Here is a 17,371-nt window from a genome sequence, read left to right on the forward strand (position 1 = left end):
GAAGGTATGGATGCAATCGACAAAATGATTGCTGAACTAGACCAAGAAGCGCAGACAAAACGGGAACGTTTGGCTGCCGCTGAACGTGCTAGGATCAGTGAAACGATGGCACGTGACTGGGCGAAAAAAGAGTCGGACTTGCAGCTTCGTGCCCAGCAAGCAAAAAAGCAAGCCGAAAAAAATTATCAGCAAGCGCTGAATCGCCAAGCAAGTGCCGCTAAGCAGCAGCAAATGGTGAAACAAAACGAATACCTGACACAACTTTTTGAGCAAGCGTATCAACAAATGGTTGCCTGGACGCCAGAAGAGCTGCAGTCATTTGCTGAAAATGTGCTGCAACAGCTGCCGATCAGCGGGACGGTGACCTTCCACGCTGGTCCTGAGCAAGCAGCCCATCTAGATGCCGCTTGGCTTACGTCTTGTCAATCAAAACTACCGTATCAAATCAAAGCAGGCGCACCATTGACAGAAGCAGGCTTTTTGGTGGATGACAACGGCATTCAATACAATTTTACCTATCAGGTACTGCTTGATGAATACAAGAAAGAAACCCGAGAACGGTGGTTGCAGATCATACAACAAGGAGGTTGATCCATGAGGAACTATCATCAATTGAATCCAATCATTCGGCTGAAAGAGATGACGTTGCTAAAGCCGCAAGAAGTCGAACAAATGATTGCGGCAGAAGGGTTTGCTGAAGTCGAGGCTGTCTTGCAGCAGACCCATTATCAACGCTATTTGAAGCCAGATTTTCATGAACGATTCGAAACCTATCTCGATGAAGAATTGTTAAAGACGATCAAAGAATTGGCCGAGCTGGTTCCTGATCAAGAGATCCTCCGACTGTATATGATGCCTTTTACTTTCCATAATCTAAAAGTCTTGACCAAAGAGTCAGTCACTGGAAAAGATTATGATCATCTACTGATCGAAGATGGTTTTTACACGATCGATGAGTGTCGGACCGCCATCAAAACGGGAACCTCAGAGGTATTGCCTGAGAAAATCGTGACTACGATCCAAGAAGTGCGGGAGTACTTAGAAGGCGGCGCCGTGCTGCAAGGCATCGATATCATTTACGATCGCCGGTATTTACATGAACAACGGCGACTGGCAGATGAAATCAAGATCCCTGAGCTACAAGAAGCTGTCATCAAGATGATCGATTTGACCAATATAACGATTGCCGCACGTTGTGTACTTCAAAAACGATCGCGCAGTTTTATGGAGGCAGTCTTAGTGAGTGTCGGCAGTATCCCGAAAGAAGAATTTTTAGCGTTTGCGGATGCGTCCTATAGTGACTTTTTAGCCTTCTTATTAGAAAGTGATTATCAGGAAGTGTTGCGGCCTTTGATTCATGAACAGGTGATCGACTTTGCTGGCTTGGCACTTTTGCAAGACAATTTGATCACAGAAAGCTATGGCCAAGCCCAAACGGATGCTTTAGGACCACTGCCTTTACTCGCATTTTTGAATGCTAAGGTTTTGGAACTACAAAATCTGCGTATCTTGCTAGTAGGCAAACGCAGTGGCTTTACGGAAGAACAACTCAGAGAAAGGATGCGGCACTATGACTCATAAAATCGGCGTAATCGGCGAGAAAGAATCCGTCATTCCTTTTCAACTATTTGGCTTTCAGGTCTGCTATGCCTCGGAAGAAAAAGAAGTGAAGCAGGCGCTGGCAAAATTAATGAAGAACAGTACGATCATCTACCTGACTGAAAAATGTGCCGAGCTGATTCCCGATGAATTAGCAAAAGTCCAACAAAAAATGACACCTGCAGTCATCTTGATTCCTGATTATGATGGTTCCCGAGGAATCGGCAAGCGAATGATTCAAGAAAATGTCGAAAAAGCAGTTGGACAAAACATACTATAGAGAGGAGCCGATGTTGTGGAAAAAGGAACAATTATTAAAGTATCTGGTCCATTGGTGTTAGCCAAAAATATGGGCCATGCAAGTTTAGAAGATATCTGTTATGTAGGAGATTTAGGCGTGGTCGGTGAGATCATCGAAATGCGCGGCGACGTCGCTTCGATCCAAGTCTATGAAGAAACGTCTGGGATCGGACCTGGTGAACCAGTCGAAACCACCGGTGAACCGCTATCCGTCGAATTGGCGCCTGGGATCATGTCACAAATGTTTGATGGCATCCAACGTCCCTTAGAAACCTTCATGTCTATCACCCAAAGCAACTTCTTGACGCGTGGGGTGCAATTGCCTGCGTTGGATCATGAGAAAAAGTGGCCCTTTGTACCGACAGTCGAAGTCGGTGCAGTAGTCAGTACCGGGATGGTCATCGGCACCGTGCAAGAAACACCGTTGATCAATCACAAGATCATGGTTCCTCATGGCGTTTCAGGAACAGTCAAGGCTGTTTATGCGGGGGAATTTACCATCGATGAAACGATTTATGTTTTAGATACACCCAAAGGAGAACGGTCTTTCACGATGCTGCAAAAATGGCCCGTGCGTCATAGCCGTCCAGTAAAGCAAAAACTGAATCCAGTCGAACCAATGATTACTGGCCAGCGAGTGATCGACACCTTCTTTCCAATCGCTAAAGGCGGGGCGTCAGCCGTTCCAGGACCATTTGGTGCAGGGAAGACTGTCGTTCAGCACCAAATCGCCAAATGGGCGGATGTCGATCTGGTCGTCTATGTCGGCTGCGGCGAACGCGGCAATGAAATGACCGATGTAATGAACGAGTTTCCAGAGTTGATCGACCCTCGTAGTGGTGAATCTTTAATGGCGAGAACCGTGTTGATCGCTAACACCTCCAATATGCCGGTAGCCGCTCGGGAAGCGTCGATTTATACTGGGATCACGATTGCGGAATACTTCCGAGACATGGGGTATTCAGTGGCGATCATGGCGGATTCCACCTCACGTTGGGCAGAAGCACTGCGAGAAATGTCTGGTCGTCTGGAAGAAATGCCTGGTGATGAAGGGTATCCAGCTTACTTAGGCAGCCGCTTGGCAGAGTATTATGAGCGTTCTGGAAAAGCGATTTGCTTAGGTTCTGATCAAGAAGGCAGTATCACTGCCATCAGCGCCGTTTCACCATCAGGCGGCGATATTTCAGAACCAGTTACCCAAAATACGTTGCGGGTCGTAAAAGTCTTTTGGGGCTTAGATGCCACCTTAGCGCAAAAGCGTCATTTTCCATCGATCGATTGGTTGAAGAGCTATTCTTTATACGAAAACGAATTGGGTGCCTTTTTGGACCAACAAATGCAAGTGGATTGGTCCAAACAAGTAACAGAAGCCATGCGGATGCTGCAAAAAGAATCTGAGTTGTCAGAGATCGTTCGACTTGTCGGTATCGACGCTTTATCCGAAAAAGATCAGTTATTGCTGGAAACCACCAAATCATTGCGAGAAGATTTCTTGCAGCAAAACGCTTTTGACGACGTCGATACGTTTACCTCTCGTGAAAAGCAGTTCAAAATGCTGGAAACGATCTTGCTGCTCCACAAAGAAGCGGAAGATGCGTTGACGCTAGGTGCGTATCTTTCAGAAATCTATGCAGGAACCGAAGAATTGCGAGACAAAGTGGCACGTATGAAGTACCTGCCTGAAACGGAATTAGCAAAAATTCCTGCTTTGCATCAAGAGATCAAAGCAACGATGAAAGAAATTTTACAGAAAGGAGACCGCACCGATGATCAAGGAATATAAAACGATTGGAGAAGTAGTCGGACCATTGATGGCCGTCGATCGCGTCTCCGGTGTCAAATACGAAGAGTTGATCGAAGTCCGCATGCAAAACGGCGAAACGCGGCAAGGACAAGTACTGGAGATCCAAGAAGACAAAGCGTTGGTCCAAATTTTTGAAGGAACCGGCGGGATCAATTTGCGGGAATCTGCGGTGCGTTTCTTAGGACATCCTTTGGAATTAGGCGTTTCCGAGCAAATGATCGGGCGAGTCTTTGACGGTTTAGGTCGGGTCAAAGATGGCGGAGTAGAGATCGTCCCAGAAAAATTTATGGACATCAACGGCGAAGTAATCAATCCAGCAGCGCGGGATTATCCTGATGAGTTTATTCAAACGGGGATCTCATCGATCGACCACTTGAATACGCTTGTTCGGGGACAAAAGCTGCCGATTTTTTCTGGTTCTGGTCTGCCTCATAAAGAATTGACTTCGCAAATTGCGCGTCAAGCACAAGTGTTGAACTCGGAAGACGATTTCGCTGTTGTGTTTGCTGGCATCGGGATCACCTTTGAAGAAGCAGAATATTTCATGGAAGATTTTCGTCAAACTGGCGCCATCGACCATTCTGTCGTCTTTATGAATCTAGCCAATGACCCAGCGATCGAGCGGATCGCTACTCCCCGAATGGCACTGACGGCAGCCGAATACTTGGCTTATGAAAAGGGCATGCATGTCTTGGTGATCATGACTGATATGACCAACTACTGTGAAGCTTTGCGGGAGATCTCCTCTGCTCGTCGTGAAGTGCCAGGACGTCGGGGTTATCCTGGGTATCTTTATACCAATTTATCCACGTTATATGAACGTGCGGGACGGATTCGCGGCTTGAAAGGTTCAGTGACCCAGCTACCGATTTTGACCATGCCAGAAGATGACAAAACCCATCCGATTCCCGATTTGACCGGCTATATCACCGAAGGACAAATCATCTTGTCTCGTGATTTGTATAAAAACGGCATCCAGCCACCCATCGATGTCTTGCCGTCATTGTCACGGTTAAAAGATAAAGGGACCGGTGAAGGAAAAACCCGTAAAGACCATGCCGCAACGATGAACCAGTTGTTTTCTGCCTATGCTCAAGGAAAGCAAGCCAAGGAATTGGCAGTCGTTTTAGGAGAATCGGCATTGTCGGAAGTAGATAAAACCTATGCCAAATTTGCGGAACGCTTCGAAAATGAATACTTGAACCAAGGGTATCGCACCAACCGTTCGATTATCGAAACCTTGGAATTAGGCTGGGAATTATTGGCGATGCTGCCAAAAGTCGAGCTGAAGCGGATCAGCGATGCCCTACTGGCGGAATACTTACCGGGAGAGGAGAACAATGGCGCAAAAAACCGTTAATCCAACCCGCATGGAGCTGTCGCGCCTCAGCAAACAATTGGCGACAGCCAAACGCGGACACAAATTATTAAAAGACAAACAAGACGAACTCATGCGTCAATTTATTGAATTGATCAAAAAGAATGACCGCTTGCGTAAAGAAGTCGAAGAACAATTGCAGCGTGCCATGAAGGCATTTCGCTTAGCCAATGCCACAATCAATGAAAAATACATTGAAGAAATGTTTATTTTACCAGCAACTGAAGTCTCCCTTGAATTGTCCACGAAAAACATCATGAGTGTGGAAGTGCCAGTGATGCATTTTGATTACGACGATACGGTGATGCAAGCGCCGATCGAGTACGGCTTTTTGAATTCCAATGTTCCGTTAGATAATGCTGTCGCCCGTTTTACTGACGTCATGCCGAAGCTGTTGGAGCTAACGGAAATCGAAAAGACCTGTCAATTGATGGCAGGGGAAATCGAACGGACGCGCCGACGCGTCAATGCCCTAGAATATTTGACGATTCCCGAGCTGGAAGAAGCCATTTATGGAATCAAAATGCGGCTGGAAGAAAATGAACGAGCAAACGTAACAAGAATGATCAAAGTGAAGAATAAATCAAAATAAAATGGTATGATAATAGAAAAAACAAATGCAATAAACTTGGATTACTAAGACATTGGTTTTTGCAAAAGGTCAAAGGAAATGAAAATGAAAAAAAGAAATCGTTTGAAAAAAAAGCTGGCATCGCAACGCTTTTTGATTCCGCAGATCGTCACACTGGTCTTCGTTTTGCTGATATTGGCAGGAACTGGCTTGCTGATGCTGCCGGCTGTCACCCAAAGTGGTGAAGGCACCAACTTTTTAGATGCGCTGTTTACTGCCACATCGGCTGTTTGCGTGACGGGTCTTTCGACCTTGACCGTAGCCGATCATTACAACCTGTGGGGCCAAGGGATCTTGCTGATGCTGATTGAGATCGGTGGGATCGGCTTCATGTCGATTCCCGTCTTCTTTTACATCTTGGCGAGAAAAAGAGTCCATCTTAGTACTCGGATGATTTTGCGGGAATCATTGAATCTGGACCGAATGTCTGGAGAAATCCATTTGGCATGGTACCTGATTCGGATCGCCTTTTTGATCCAAGTCAGTGGGATCATCTTGCTGGCTTTTGCATTCGTGCCCCGTTTTGGTTGGGAGCAAGGCCTTTGGTACAGTGTTTTTCATGCGATCTCGGCCTTTTGTAATGCTGGGTTTGATTTGTTCGGCAACAGCATGGTAGGGTTTCAAAACGACCCATTTGTGCTGGGGGTCATCAGTTTCTTGATCATCGCCGGTGGTCTGGGGTTTCTCGTTTGGTTCGATCTCCTGCATACGGCGTCCAAAAAAAGGTCTCTGCATAGCCGCTTGGCATGGATCGCTATGATCGTTTTGGTGGTTTTTGGAACGGCAGGGTTCTTTTTGACCGAAGCCAATTCACAGTTGATCACGGGTGACTCGGTCATCGAACGTTTTTTCCAATACCTCTTCTTAGCGGTCACCCCAAGAACCGCTGGATTTTTCAGTATTGATTACGGACAAATGAGTCAAGCAGGCCTGATGCTGACGATGATTTTAATGTATATCGGCGGCACCTCTGGATCAACTGCTGGGGGATTGAAGACAACGACATTTGCGGTCTTGATCATCAAGATCCGCAGCTTATTGAAAGGGCGCAGTCGAGCGGAAGTTTTTGGTCGCACGATCAAAGAATCTGCTGTATCGCGTGCCTTTACGTTGTTCTTCCTTACCTTGACGTTATGCTTCGTAGCGATTTTCTTGTTGTCGATCACTGAGAGTATGCCGCAAACCCCAAACTTTGGGTTGCCAACCATTGCCTTTGAAGTTTTTTCCGCTTTTGGAACGGTGGGGTTGACCATGGGGTTGACGCCTTACTTGTCGGTTTTTGGCAAACTTTTGATCATTTTTTTGATGTTCATTGGTCGAGTCGGCATCATGACCGTTGCTTTTTCATTGATGAAAAAAGCCAACAAACAAGAAGCTGGCTACAAATATCCTGATGAAACCGTGATGATCGGGTAACGAAACAGGGAAACGAAGCACGCTTCGTTTCCCTGTTTTTCGTTTATTGAAGTACTTCTAACATCACATCTCGTTGGTCATCGCTGACATTTCCCGCATAGTTCGGCGTGATCAAAGATAGACCACCCTCCTTATTTGTAAATAGGTACAGGTTTTGGTTAAAATCAGGATTGCTATTGGGTGTGATCTCTTTTGCAAAGGTCAACTGGGTATTCACTTTTACTGTACGAATCCCATTGTCATTTGCTGAAAAGATGCGAATCTCCTTTGTCGCGATCGTATCGACTTGTGCTTCATAACTAATTCTGTCGGGAATCGAAATGATCATTGGAGTCGTATTTTGAATCGTGACAGTATCTGGTACATTGAAACCGTTGAAGTGAAAAGTCAGTGTAGGGCCATATTGGGAAAGATCAACGGCATATGGAAACTCGTTGGAAGCTGAGCTTGCTGTCGTTTGCATTGTGTCAGAGTGGCCCGTCGATTGCTGGCTTGTGGTCGAAGTTTTTGAAGTAGAGGTTGACGCTAAGGAGCTGCTTTCAGTCGTTTGCGTCGACGTACTTTGTTTGCTTTCAGTAGACACACGACTCTGGCTTAGCTCGCTGGTTGACTGAGCAGTATCTTTTTCGTTGTTACAACCTGTCAAAAGCCCCAAACTGACGAGTGTTAGTGCCCCAATCAAAGAAAATGTTTTTTTCATCGTTTGCTTCATCCTTTCCTTAGAATATTAGAACATCTAAAACAAGCAAATTATTGTGTCGGAATGCACAATTTTGCTGATATAGTGCTTAAATATTCTTTGGTGTTAAAGCTATTGTAGTATAGAATATTGAGAAAGAACAGGAAGTTTTTGCTGAATTTTTCGTCAATTCTATCATAAAACATTCATGAACGCCCGCAGTAGCTGGCTAATTTTGTATAATAAAGTGTTAGCCTTTTCTGGCGACTTGCGTAACGCAGGGATCTAGATTAAAATACCTTGGTATAGAAGAATGGGTGGTGAAGAGGATGGAAAAAGAACGGATGGGGCAATGGTTAGCCTTTACGAATCAGCATCAAGCGATCGAGGCTCGTTTGGAGCAAGCCCTCAAAGCAGAAAGCAATCTGTCTTTGAATGAGTATTACGTGCTTTATTACTTAGAAAAGACCCCCAATCATAGCATGCGCCTCAATGATTTGATCGCCCATTTTGATCTTAGTCAAAGTGCGATGTCACGTATGATCATGCGCATGGAAGACAAGCTGTGCGGTGTGATCGAACGGCATTCTTGTCAAGATGATAAGCGGGGAATCTATATTGATTTGACCCAATCAGGTGAAAAGAAACTGCAGCGTTCAAAAGTCGTTTTTGAAAAAGTCTTGGAGGAAATGCTGGACTAATGATGTTTTTCACTTGTTTTCTCCTTGATTCTTTTGTAATATAGATGCATGTGCATGTATATTTTGATAAAAAGAAAAAAGATGCACCGATTTGTTTTAAGGATCTCCTTGGGCAACTAAGCCAGTCAGATCTACAAAGCGAAATGAATCCAATGGAAAAGGTGGGAAACCCATGCGAAATGTAACAGACAAAGCAACATTTAAGCGCGGATTGCAGTTGAAAAATCGAATCATTATGGCACCAATGACGACCAAGATGTCCTTCTTTGATGGGGTGATTACGAAAGATGAGTTGGCTTACTATGGCTTACGCTCTGGGGAAGTCGGAGCAGTCATCACAGCGGCAGCCAATGTCCAAGAAGATGGCAAGGGCTGGGAAGGGGAATTAGGCGCTTACGACGATGCCTTTTTACCTGGATTAAGTAAATTAGCCAGCACCATCAAAACCAATGGGACCAAAGCTATTTTACAGATTTTTCATGCCGGTCGGATGACGGATGACTCGGTCCTACGAGGAACACAACCGATTTCTGCCAGCGCAGTTGCTGCCGAACGACCAAATGCCCAGGTTCCCCGAGAAGTCACAGTAGATGAGATTTTAACGATTATTGAAAACTTTAAAAAAGCTACCGAACGGGCGATCAAGGCGGGGTTTGATGGCGTAGAACTCCACGGAGCCAATACGTATTTGATCCAACAATTCTTTTCTCCTCACTCAAATCGTCGGTCCGATGAATGGGGTGGCTCACTAGAGAACCGTTATCGTTTTATTGAGAAGCTCGTCGATGAAGTATTGGAAACAGTGGACCAATCAGGTGTGAAGGAGTTTATCGTCGGTTATCGTTTTTCACCGGAAGAATTCGAAGAACCAGGGATTCGCTTTGAAGATACGTTGTTCTTAGTGGACCAACTGGCAGAAAAAGGATTAGACTATCTGCACATCTCCCTTGCGGATTATACCCGCAAATCGATTTCAAAAGCGTACCAAGAAAAATCGATGTTGGCGTATGTCTATGAAAAAATCGCTCAGCGGGTTCCTTTGATTGGTGTAGGGGATGTCCGAACATCGAAAGATGCCGCGGGCTTGCTAAAACATGCAGACTTTGTAGCAGTGGGCCGGGCATTGTTGATCGATCCTCATTGGGGACAAAAAGTCTTAGACGGTCAAGATGAATTGATCCGCACCACGGTTTCTACTTACGAACGTGAGGAACTCGTATTACAAAACGGCGTTTGGGGTTTTATGGAAAACATGATGCCAGATCGCCTAAATGAAGAAAAATAAGCAGATAACCACCTTTGCCTTGGGCGAAGGTGGTTTTTTGGTAAAACGAGAGGAACGATCCAATTATTTTCAATTATGAACATCATTCTTTATAATTGGTGTAATGGTAAGCGCTTACTTTATTTTTATGCTATCGGGGGATGAGGAGAGAATCATATTGGAGGGAGAAAAATGAAAAAAAGTAGCTTGTTCTTGCTAGTAATTGTCACAGGGTTGTTGTTCGCTGGTTGTGGAGGAAATCAAGAAACAGCAGATTCACAAGATTTTGCCAGTACAGATGAGAATACGCTAACTGTTTGGGCTTGGGACACAAATTTTAATATTCCAATTATGGAAAAAGCCGGGGAATATTACAATGCGGACAATGACGCAATCGACCTTAATGTCGTCGAGATGTCCAACGAGGATACCAAGCAAAAAATGGTTTCATCCTTTACTTCAGGGGTCTCCGAAGGTTTGCCTGACATCGTTTTGATGGATGACTATGACGTGCAGAACTATTTGCTGAACTACGAAGGAAAATTTGCAGAATTATCGGAAGACATTGACTTTGACCAATTTGCTCCTTACAAAGTAACGAATGCGACCTATCAAGACGGCGTTTATGCGGTTCCCTTTGATTCAGGTTCTGCTGGACTCTACTACCGCAAAGAGTATTTAAGTGAAGCGGGGATCGATGAAAGTGAACTCACCAATCTAACCTGGTCCAAATTTGTGGAGATTGGTGAGACAGTCAAAGAAAAAACGGGGAAATGGTTCGTCGCGTTTATTCCAAATCGCGGCACTCATTATATCCAGATGGCGATGCAGTCAGCCGGATTATGGTATTTTGATGAAGACGGAAACATATTCTTGAAAGACAATCCTGCTATTCGTGAAATGCTGCCGATCCTGAAGACGATCGAAGAAAAAGAGTTGGCAAAACCAGTAGATTATTTTGCGCCAGAAGGGATCGGTGCAGTGACGAGTGGAGAAGTGGCAGCAGTCAATTCAGCCATCTGGTTTTCTGCGACAATCCGATCCGCAGAAGATCAAAAAGGAAAATGGGGCTATACGAATCTTCCCCAATTAGAGACAGTGTCTGGAGCGACACCTTACTCGAACTTGGGTGGTTCTAGCTGGTTGGTGCTCAATGACTCACCAAATAAAGCGTTGGCCATTGATTTTCTCAAACAAGAATTTGCTGGGAATGATGAATTCTATCAAGAGATTTTAGTAGAAAATGGGGCAGTGGGGACTTACCTACCCTCACAAGAAGGAGAAGCTTATCAATATGAAGATCCTTTCTTTAATGACGCCCCAATCTATAAAGATTTCTCTAGTTGGATGGCGGACATCCCCGCCGTTGATTACGGGGTAAATACCCAAGCGGCAGTGGATGCCTTGCGTGGGGGAATGCAAAGCTATTTTGATGGTGCCATGTCCTTAGATGATATGTTGACAGAAGCAGAAAACACCTACAAGATGCAAGTCGGCGAATAGCCGACTTGTGTTGCTTAAGGAGTGATGAATATGCAAAATACGATCAGAAAAAAGCGCCCCAAAAACCAACAAGTCTGGGGATTTATTGGCCTTTCTTTAGTATTCAGTAGTGTCTTTTTGCTGTATCCCATCGTCTATTCCTTATATCTTTCCCTGCATCGTATGCAGGGACTGCAATCGGTTTTTGTCGGCTTCGGCAATTACCTGCGTATGCTGCAGGATACGATTTTTCAAAAAGCTTTACTCAATAATTTTATCTTTCTGATCTTTCAAGTACCGATCATGGTGTTGTTGGGTCTTCTGCTGGCGTTTGTTTTGAACACGCCGAAGCTTGTAGGACGCTCCTTCTTTAAATTGGCGTTGTTTCTACCCTGTGTCACCTCGCTGGTTTCCTATGCAGTTTTATTTAAAATGATGTTTCAAATTGGCGGGATCGTTAATCAAGGGCTGCTGAACATTGGCTTGATCACGCAACCGCTAGATTGGCTAAATAATCCGTTTTTAGCAAAACTGACCGTTATTATTGCCCTGTGCTGGCGTTGGACAGGCTATAACATGATTTTTTATTTGGCAGGATTGCAAAATATCTCGGATGACACTTTAGAAGCTGCTGCGATCGATGGGGCGAATGGGTTTCAAAAGTTCTTTTTCGTAGTGATCCCGCAGCTGAAGCCGGTGATCGTTTTTACAACCATCACCTCCACCATTGGGACGATCCAACTCTTTGATGAAGTGGTTAATCTAACAGGTGGTGGCCCATCCAATGAGACGTTGACTGTCGCCCAACTGATCTATAATCACTCCTTTGTCTATACGTCAAATTTTGGGTATTCGGCTACGCTGTCGTGGGTCTTAGTGATCATCATCGCTCTTTTATCTGTGATCCAGTTGAAACTCTCGAAAACGAATCAATAAAAGCGATAGAAAGGAGCAGCTATGAAAGTTACTTTAAGTGGATGCATAAAATATGGTTTTTTACTGATCGTCTCGTTTTTTTCGATTTTTCCGTTTTACTGGATGATGGTGGGCTCTACCAATACCGCCAATCAAGTTGCCGAAGGGAAGCTGACTTTTGGGAATCAGCTAGCAAGCAATTTTCAGGTGCTGTTCAGCAATTACGACATCCCATTGATCATGTGGAATTCCATCAAGATTTCATTGATCACCGTCCTTGTCAGTCTACTGGTCACTTCTTTGGCTGCCTTTGGATTTGAGAAGTTTCGAACGCGGGCGAGTGAAGGGATTTATGCGGTTTTTCTGCTATGTATGATGGTGCCACTGGCAACTTTGGTGATCCCATTGTTTAAAATGATGGCAGGAATGCAGCTAGTCAATCAGCACGTGGCGGTCATTTTGCCATTGGTCAATAACCTGTTTCTGATTTTCTTTTTTCGCCAGAACTTCAAGTCTTTTCCTGACGGTATTTTAGATGCGAGTCGCATCGAGGGGGCAACAGAGTACACGATATTTTTCCGGATCGTTTTCCCTATGATGCGCTCGACCTATGCTGCCGCTGCCATCTATGCCTTTATGAACGCATGGAACAGCTATTTGCTACCACTGGTCTTTTTGCAAACGGAAAGTCGTCAAACCATGACATTGCTGATTTCCAATTTATCGTCAGCCAGTTACGTACCAAATTATGGCGTTCAAATGCTGGCAATCGTGATTGCAACGATCCCAACGTTGGTATTGTTTTTGTTTATGCAAAAAGGCTTTGTGAAAGGCATGACAGGTTCTTTGAAACTATAAGTAGCAATAACCAGCTTGGCTACTTTTCCATAAGGTTGGGGAAGGCTTGACGCAGGGGGTGAAATAGCTTTCCTCAGATAAAAAACAATTGCCTTGAGAGGCATTATTTTAATAAATAGTCAAACAATTCAGATTCATTCATTTTTCTTACAAAAAGATAGCGCAAGTCGAGTTGATTGATAAAAAAACAATCAATTGTTAGACTTAATTCAGGTTAAAAAAACAAAAAGGGGATGTAATGATGAAAAGAGGATTTAGAAATTATTTAGGTTCAGATGAGCGGGAGGCAGGCTATAATTTGTCTTGGGGGTCTATCTTTGCAGGGGTCGTAACATTTATCGCATTGTTCATGACACTGTCAATGATTGGCTCAGCAATCGGTTTTGGTATGGTGGAACCAACCTCTAATAACCCATTAGATGGTGTTGGGACAGGATTATTGATTTGGACAGTGATTACCTTCGTCTTGGCATTATTCGGTGCTGGTTTTGTTTCTGGTGTTGCTGCTCGACGTGTCGGATTGGTTCATGGTTTCTTAACATGGGCAACAAGTATGATCGTGATGATGGTTATGCTTTCTTACTTAACGATCGGTGCTTTTTCTGTAGTCGGGTCACTTTTAGGAAACGTTGCTTCTGCTGTCGGTAGTGGTGTTGAAACAGTGGCCTCTGGTGCTGGCGATGTCGCTTCAAAAGCCTTCGATGAAATAACAGGAAACATGGAAGACGTCAATACAGATGAATTACAAGCGAACGTCAATGATGTTTTACAAGATACCGATGTTCCTGAATTGCAACCAGACTACTTGCAAAACCAATTGTCTGACGCGACAAATGATATCAAAGATGCTGGCAAAGACATTGCAACCAATCCAAATGATGCTGATAAAATCATTGATGATTTAGCAAGCAAATTACAAGATCGTGCTACAACGATCGGTGATTCAGTCGATAAAGAAGCAATCTCAAATGCAGTGGCTCAAAACACAGATCTAAGCCAACAAGAAGCAGAAGAAGCAACGAACAATATCGTGAACGGCTTACAAGATGCTTCTGATGAAGCGCAAAAACAAATCGAAAATGCGCAACAAAATCTTGAACAAGCCAAACAAGACATTGACCAAGCAGTGGAAGACGCTCGTCAAAAAGCGGAAGAAGCAAGTGATGCAACAGCCAAAGCATCCATTTGGGGCTTTGTGGCAATGGTCTTAGGACTCGTTCTTACGTCAATCGGTGGGTTGGTGGGTGCAAACTTAGTCAAAACTGCTGACCACGAAAATCGTATCTAATTCATCTCTCACAAAGAGAGTTAGTGAGCCATAAACCAGTGAACAGCGTTCTGCCAAAGACTCAAATGGCAGCAGCGCTGTTTTCTGCTTTTAAACAAGCGGTTAAAAATCCCCATTGACGAGTGATTTTTCTCATGCTACACTGGCTCTGAGGATTGTTACCGCTTTAGGCGGGCTATACCTATTTTTTTGTGTGAAGAAATCTAAAGAAGAATAGGGTCGTTAAAATGAACGTAACAAAAGTGATCAATAACAACATTGTGATTTCTGAGAATGAGGAAAAACAAGAATTGGTCGTCATGGGCAAAGGCTTAGGCTTTAAGAAAAAGCCAGGCGATGTGATCGACGATACCAAGATTGAAAAAGTCTATCTCAGTACACAAGAGTGGAATGTCACAAAACTAACCCAATTACTTTCTTCTATCCCTATCGAACATATTCAAGTAGCGAATGAGATCATCAGTTTTGCAAAAGTTTCCCTTGGGAAAAAATTGAGCGAAAAATTATTTCTGACGCTGACCGATCATATCAATTATGCTATCGAGCGCTATCAAAATGGCATGGAAATCAAAAATGCCTTGCTATGGGAAATCAAGCGGTTTTATAACCATGAATACCTCATTGGCAAAGAAGCGTTATCGATCATCAAAAATCGCTTGGCGATCGAGCTGCCAGAAGATGAAGCCGGCTTCATAGCATTGCACATCGTCAATGCGGAGTTGGATATGGCGCAGGTCAGTCAAGTATCGGAAATGGCGAAGATCATTCAGCATATCCTAAACATCGTTAAATATCATTTTTCAATGGAGCTTGATGAGTATTCATTGAACTACGAACGCTTTGTGACCCATTTGAAATTTTTTGTCCAGCGCTTATTCAGCGGAACAAAGCTCGATGATGCAGGAACCGGCAGTTTTATTTTTATGTTGAAAGACCGCTATATGAAGGAATATGCGTGTGCGCTGAAAATCAGCGACTACATCAACAAAGAATTCGGTAGACCGTTAGAAGAAGACGAATTGATCTATTTAACTATACACATCAAACGAATAACAAGTGCTTAGGATTGTTACTGGATTGGCAGGCTATACCTAAATGAACTCCCAAGGGGTTCGTTTAGGTATTTTTTTATGTTTTGACACACGAAAAGCAAACGAAGGACCAAAATAGGAGGAACGACATGAATTACAAAGAGTTAGCAAAAACGATCATCACCAATGTTGGTGGGGAAGAAAATATCCAAAGCTTGACCCATTGTGCGACCCGCTTGCGCTTCAACTTGAAAGATGACAGCAAACCACAAGAAAGCACTTTAAAACACACACCAGGCATCATGGGTGTGGTCAACAAGGGCGGACAGTACCAAGTGATCATCGGCAGTGATGTTGGCAATGTCTACAACGAAATCACTGCCCAAACCAATTTGACTAGTGATCAAGAAACAGAAGAAGACGATCGGGGACGTGTAGCGAAAATTATCGATACGATCACAGGGATCTTCACCCCGATCTTGCCAGCCATCACGGCAGCTGGGATGTTAAAAGCGGTCCTTTCGTTGTTGGTGGTCTTCAATGTCTTGACGGCAGAAAGTCAAAGTTACCAAATCCTAAACTTTATGGCAGATGCTGCGTTCTACTTCTTACCGATTCTACTGGCTGCTTCTTCTGCGCAAAAGTTCAAAGCCAACATGTATCTGGCGATGATGGTGGGTGGAATTTTACTGCATCCCAACTTCATCGGTATGGTGACAGCAGTCAATGAGTCAGGTGGCGGCATCCATTTGTTCGGTTTGCCGATTTCACCAGTGACCTATTCATCATCGGTGATCCCCATCATCTTAAGTGTCTGGTTCATGTCTTACGTTGAACCGATTGCTGATAAGGTCTCACCAAAAGCAATCAAATTCTTTAGCAAACCGTTGCTGACGATCTTCGTCGTAGGGACGGTAGCATTAGTTGCTTTAGGTCCTCTAGGCTATATGATCAGTGAAGCGATTTCCGCAGGGATCCAAGCCTTAGAAACGGTCAGCCCATGGATCGTTCCGTTATTGATCGGTGCCTTCACCCCATTGTTCGTGGCAACGGGTACCCACTATGGATTGGTTCCTATCGGTATCAACAACCGAATGACCACAGGTTATGATACAGTGATCTATCCTGGCATGCTGGCTTCAAACGTCAGTCAGGGAGCTGCAGCTATCGGCGTTGGTTTCAAATCAAAAGATTCTACGATCAAACAATTGGCATTTTCTGCAGGTCTGACAGGTCTATTCGGCATCACTGAACCAGCGTTGTATGGGGTCAACTTACGATTTAAAACACCTTTGTATGCAGCAATGATCGGTGGCGGATTTGGGGGTCTGTTTATGGGAATCATGCGTGTCCGTAATTTCTCAGGCGGCTCACCAGGCCTATTGACTTTGCCAAGCTATATCGGCGATGACACCTTACGTCATTTGACCAATGCCTGTATCGGTGCGGCAATCAGTATCGTGGTCACATTTATTGCGACATTATTCTTATACAAAGACCCTGTTACAGAAGAAGCACCTGAAGCAACACCAGCTGACAAAGAACAAGAACCAACCCATCAAATCAGCGGCGCGGAGATCAAAGCACCTTTAAAAGGGGAACTAAAAAGCCTACAAGCAGTCAATGACGGCATGTTTTCAGAAGAAATTCTTGGACAAGGGGTAGCGATCGAGCCAACCGTTGGAGAAGTGCTAGCACCAGTCAACGGGATTGTCACAGCAGTCTTTGATTCCAAGCATGCCATTGGCTTGACCAGTGAGGAAGGCATTGAGCTGTTGATTCATGTCGGGATCGATACAGTGCAATTGAATGGCGAAGGCTATGCCTATCAAGCAGAAAAAGGGCAAAAAGTATCAGTTGGTGATCCATTGATTACATTTGATATCGAGTTTATCAAAGAAAAAGGCTATCCAGTGATCACGCCAATCGTTATCACTAACAGTGCAGAAGTGGGCGACATTTTGACGGCAAACAGTGGTCCGATTACGTTTGGCGATCAAATCATCAAAGTGATCGGCTAAAAAA

Annotated in this window: 16 protein-coding genes; 15 read left to right on the forward strand and 1 reads right to left on the reverse strand. The window is 44.3% G+C overall.

Annotation, left to right across the window (positions count from 1 at the left end; genetic code table 11):
- The first annotated feature begins 6 nt into the window (after window positions 1-6).
- The 7 genes from IGK61_RS05610 (at window position 7) to IGK61_RS05640 (ending at window position 7,128) form a co-directional block, all read left to right on the forward strand.
- Window positions 7-591 (forward strand): hypothetical protein, encoded by a 585-nt coding sequence (locus tag IGK61_RS05610; RefSeq protein WP_005225568.1) that lies wholly within the window; start codon window positions 7-9, stop codon window positions 589-591.
- 3 nt (window positions 592-594) lie between these two features.
- Window positions 595-1,581, forward strand: coding sequence for a V-type ATPase subunit (locus IGK61_RS05615; protein ID WP_074535045.1), 987 nt, complete (start codon window positions 595-597; stop codon window positions 1,579-1,581).
- Window positions 1,571-1,879, forward strand: a complete 309-nt coding sequence (locus IGK61_RS05620) for a V-type ATP synthase subunit F (RefSeq protein ID WP_005225570.1) — start codon at window positions 1,571-1,573, stop codon at window positions 1,877-1,879. The genes IGK61_RS05615 and IGK61_RS05620 overlap by 11 nt, the downstream gene beginning before the upstream one ends.
- Before the next feature lie 15 nt (window positions 1,880-1,894).
- Entirely contained in the window at window positions 1,895-3,682 is a 1,788-nt protein-coding gene (locus IGK61_RS05625) for a V-type ATP synthase subunit A (protein WP_074535046.1), read from the forward strand.
- Window positions 3,666-5,063: a V-type ATP synthase subunit B gene (locus tag IGK61_RS05630; protein ID WP_438844760.1), complete on the forward strand. Its 1,398-nt coding sequence runs from the start codon at window positions 3,666-3,668 to the stop codon at window positions 5,061-5,063. The genes IGK61_RS05625 and IGK61_RS05630 overlap by 17 nt, the downstream gene beginning before the upstream one ends.
- The gene (locus IGK61_RS05635; protein ID WP_010747829.1) at window positions 5,044-5,673 is read left to right on the forward strand and encodes a V-type ATP synthase subunit D; all 630 of its coding nucleotides are present in this window, start codon (window positions 5,044-5,046) and stop codon (window positions 5,671-5,673) included. The genes IGK61_RS05630 and IGK61_RS05635 overlap by 20 nt, the downstream gene beginning before the upstream one ends.
- A gap of 78 nt (window positions 5,674-5,751) precedes the next feature.
- On the forward strand, window positions 5,752-7,128 hold the full coding sequence (locus IGK61_RS05640; RefSeq protein ID WP_034869953.1) for a TrkH family potassium uptake protein: 1,377 nt from the start codon (window positions 5,752-5,754) through the stop codon (window positions 7,126-7,128).
- A gap of 43 nt (window positions 7,129-7,171) precedes the next feature.
- Here the strand turns inward: IGK61_RS05640 and IGK61_RS05645 are convergent, their stop codons facing one another.
- The gene (locus IGK61_RS05645; protein WP_074535047.1) at window positions 7,172-7,828 is read right to left on the reverse strand and encodes a hypothetical protein; all 657 of its coding nucleotides are present in this window, start codon (window positions 7,826-7,828) and stop codon (window positions 7,172-7,174) included.
- Between the two features lie 308 nt (window positions 7,829-8,136).
- On the opposite strand from IGK61_RS05645, the gene IGK61_RS05650 reads away from it, so the two are divergent.
- From IGK61_RS05650 to IGK61_RS05685, 8 genes are all read left to right on the forward strand, one after another.
- A complete protein-coding gene (locus IGK61_RS05650; protein WP_010747832.1) occupies window positions 8,137-8,508 on the forward strand; it encodes a MarR family winged helix-turn-helix transcriptional regulator in 372 nt (123 codons plus the stop codon).
- Window positions 8,509-8,680: 172 nt separating this feature from the next.
- A complete protein-coding gene (locus tag IGK61_RS05655; RefSeq protein WP_074535048.1) occupies window positions 8,681-9,793 on the forward strand; it encodes an NADH-dependent flavin oxidoreductase in 1,113 nt (370 codons plus the stop codon).
- Between the two features lie 171 nt (window positions 9,794-9,964).
- Window positions 9,965-11,275, forward strand: a complete 1,311-nt coding sequence (locus IGK61_RS05660; RefSeq protein ID WP_275851230.1) for an ABC transporter substrate-binding protein — start codon at window positions 9,965-9,967, stop codon at window positions 11,273-11,275.
- 30 nt (window positions 11,276-11,305) lie between these two features.
- Window positions 11,306-12,190, forward strand: coding sequence for a carbohydrate ABC transporter permease (locus IGK61_RS05665; protein WP_074535050.1), 885 nt, complete (start codon window positions 11,306-11,308; stop codon window positions 12,188-12,190).
- Between the two features lie 21 nt (window positions 12,191-12,211).
- Window positions 12,212-13,027, forward strand: a complete 816-nt coding sequence (locus IGK61_RS05670) for a carbohydrate ABC transporter permease (RefSeq protein WP_015509354.1) — start codon at window positions 12,212-12,214, stop codon at window positions 13,025-13,027.
- A gap of 241 nt (window positions 13,028-13,268) precedes the next feature.
- On the forward strand, window positions 13,269-14,315 hold the full coding sequence (locus tag IGK61_RS05675; protein WP_172462567.1) for a hypothetical protein: 1,047 nt from the start codon (window positions 13,269-13,271) through the stop codon (window positions 14,313-14,315).
- Window positions 14,316-14,542: 227 nt separating this feature from the next.
- Window positions 14,543-15,379: a BglG family transcription antiterminator LicT gene (licT, locus tag IGK61_RS05680; RefSeq protein WP_074535051.1), complete on the forward strand. Its 837-nt coding sequence runs from the start codon at window positions 14,543-14,545 to the stop codon at window positions 15,377-15,379.
- A 116-nt stretch (window positions 15,380-15,495) separates the two neighbouring features.
- Complete coding sequence (locus tag IGK61_RS05685) at window positions 15,496-17,367, forward strand: beta-glucoside-specific PTS transporter subunit IIABC (protein WP_218212784.1); 1,872 nt, start codon at window positions 15,496-15,498, stop codon at window positions 17,365-17,367.
- Window positions 17,368-17,371 lie beyond the last annotated feature (4 nt).

It is taken from the genome of Enterococcus sp. AZ063 (assembly GCF_051715045.1).
GTDB lineage: Bacteria > Bacillota > Bacilli > Lactobacillales > Enterococcaceae > Enterococcus_D > Enterococcus_D casseliflavus.

Excerpts from the sequence above, each read along its gene's own strand:
- IGK61_RS05645 (WP_074535047.1), bottom strand. The coding sequence starts at position 7,828 with ATGAAAAAAACATTTTCTTTGATTGGGGCACTAACACTCGTCAGTTTG.
- IGK61_RS05675 (WP_172462567.1), top strand. The coding sequence starts at position 13,269 with ATGAAAAGAGGATTTAGAAATTATTTAGGTTCAGATGAGCGGGAGGCA.
- IGK61_RS05630 (WP_438844760.1), top strand. The coding sequence starts at position 3,666 with ATGATCAAGGAATATAAAACGATTGGAGAAGTAGTCGGACCATTGATG.
- IGK61_RS05650 (WP_010747832.1), top strand. The coding sequence starts at position 8,137 with ATGGAAAAAGAACGGATGGGGCAATGGTTAGCCTTTACGAATCAGCAT.
- licT (WP_074535051.1), top strand. The coding sequence starts at position 14,543 with ATGAACGTAACAAAAGTGATCAATAACAACATTGTGATTTCTGAGAAT.
- IGK61_RS05640 (WP_034869953.1), top strand. The coding sequence starts at position 5,752 with ATGAAAATGAAAAAAAGAAATCGTTTGAAAAAAAAGCTGGCATCGCAA.
- IGK61_RS05665 (WP_074535050.1), top strand. The coding sequence starts at position 11,306 with ATGCAAAATACGATCAGAAAAAAGCGCCCCAAAAACCAACAAGTCTGG.
- IGK61_RS05655 (WP_074535048.1), top strand. The coding sequence starts at position 8,681 with ATGCGAAATGTAACAGACAAAGCAACATTTAAGCGCGGATTGCAGTTG.
- IGK61_RS05620 (WP_005225570.1), top strand. The coding sequence starts at position 1,571 with ATGACTCATAAAATCGGCGTAATCGGCGAGAAAGAATCCGTCATTCCT.
- IGK61_RS05670 (WP_015509354.1), top strand. The coding sequence starts at position 12,212 with ATGAAAGTTACTTTAAGTGGATGCATAAAATATGGTTTTTTACTGATC.
- IGK61_RS05635 (WP_010747829.1), top strand. The coding sequence starts at position 5,044 with ATGGCGCAAAAAACCGTTAATCCAACCCGCATGGAGCTGTCGCGCCTC.
- IGK61_RS05685 (WP_218212784.1), top strand. The coding sequence starts at position 15,496 with ATGAATTACAAAGAGTTAGCAAAAACGATCATCACCAATGTTGGTGGG.
- IGK61_RS05610 (WP_005225568.1), top strand. The coding sequence starts at position 7 with ATGGATGCAATCGACAAAATGATTGCTGAACTAGACCAAGAAGCGCAG.
- IGK61_RS05660 (WP_275851230.1), top strand. The coding sequence starts at position 9,965 with ATGAAAAAAAGTAGCTTGTTCTTGCTAGTAATTGTCACAGGGTTGTTG.
- IGK61_RS05615 (WP_074535045.1), top strand. The coding sequence starts at position 595 with ATGAGGAACTATCATCAATTGAATCCAATCATTCGGCTGAAAGAGATG.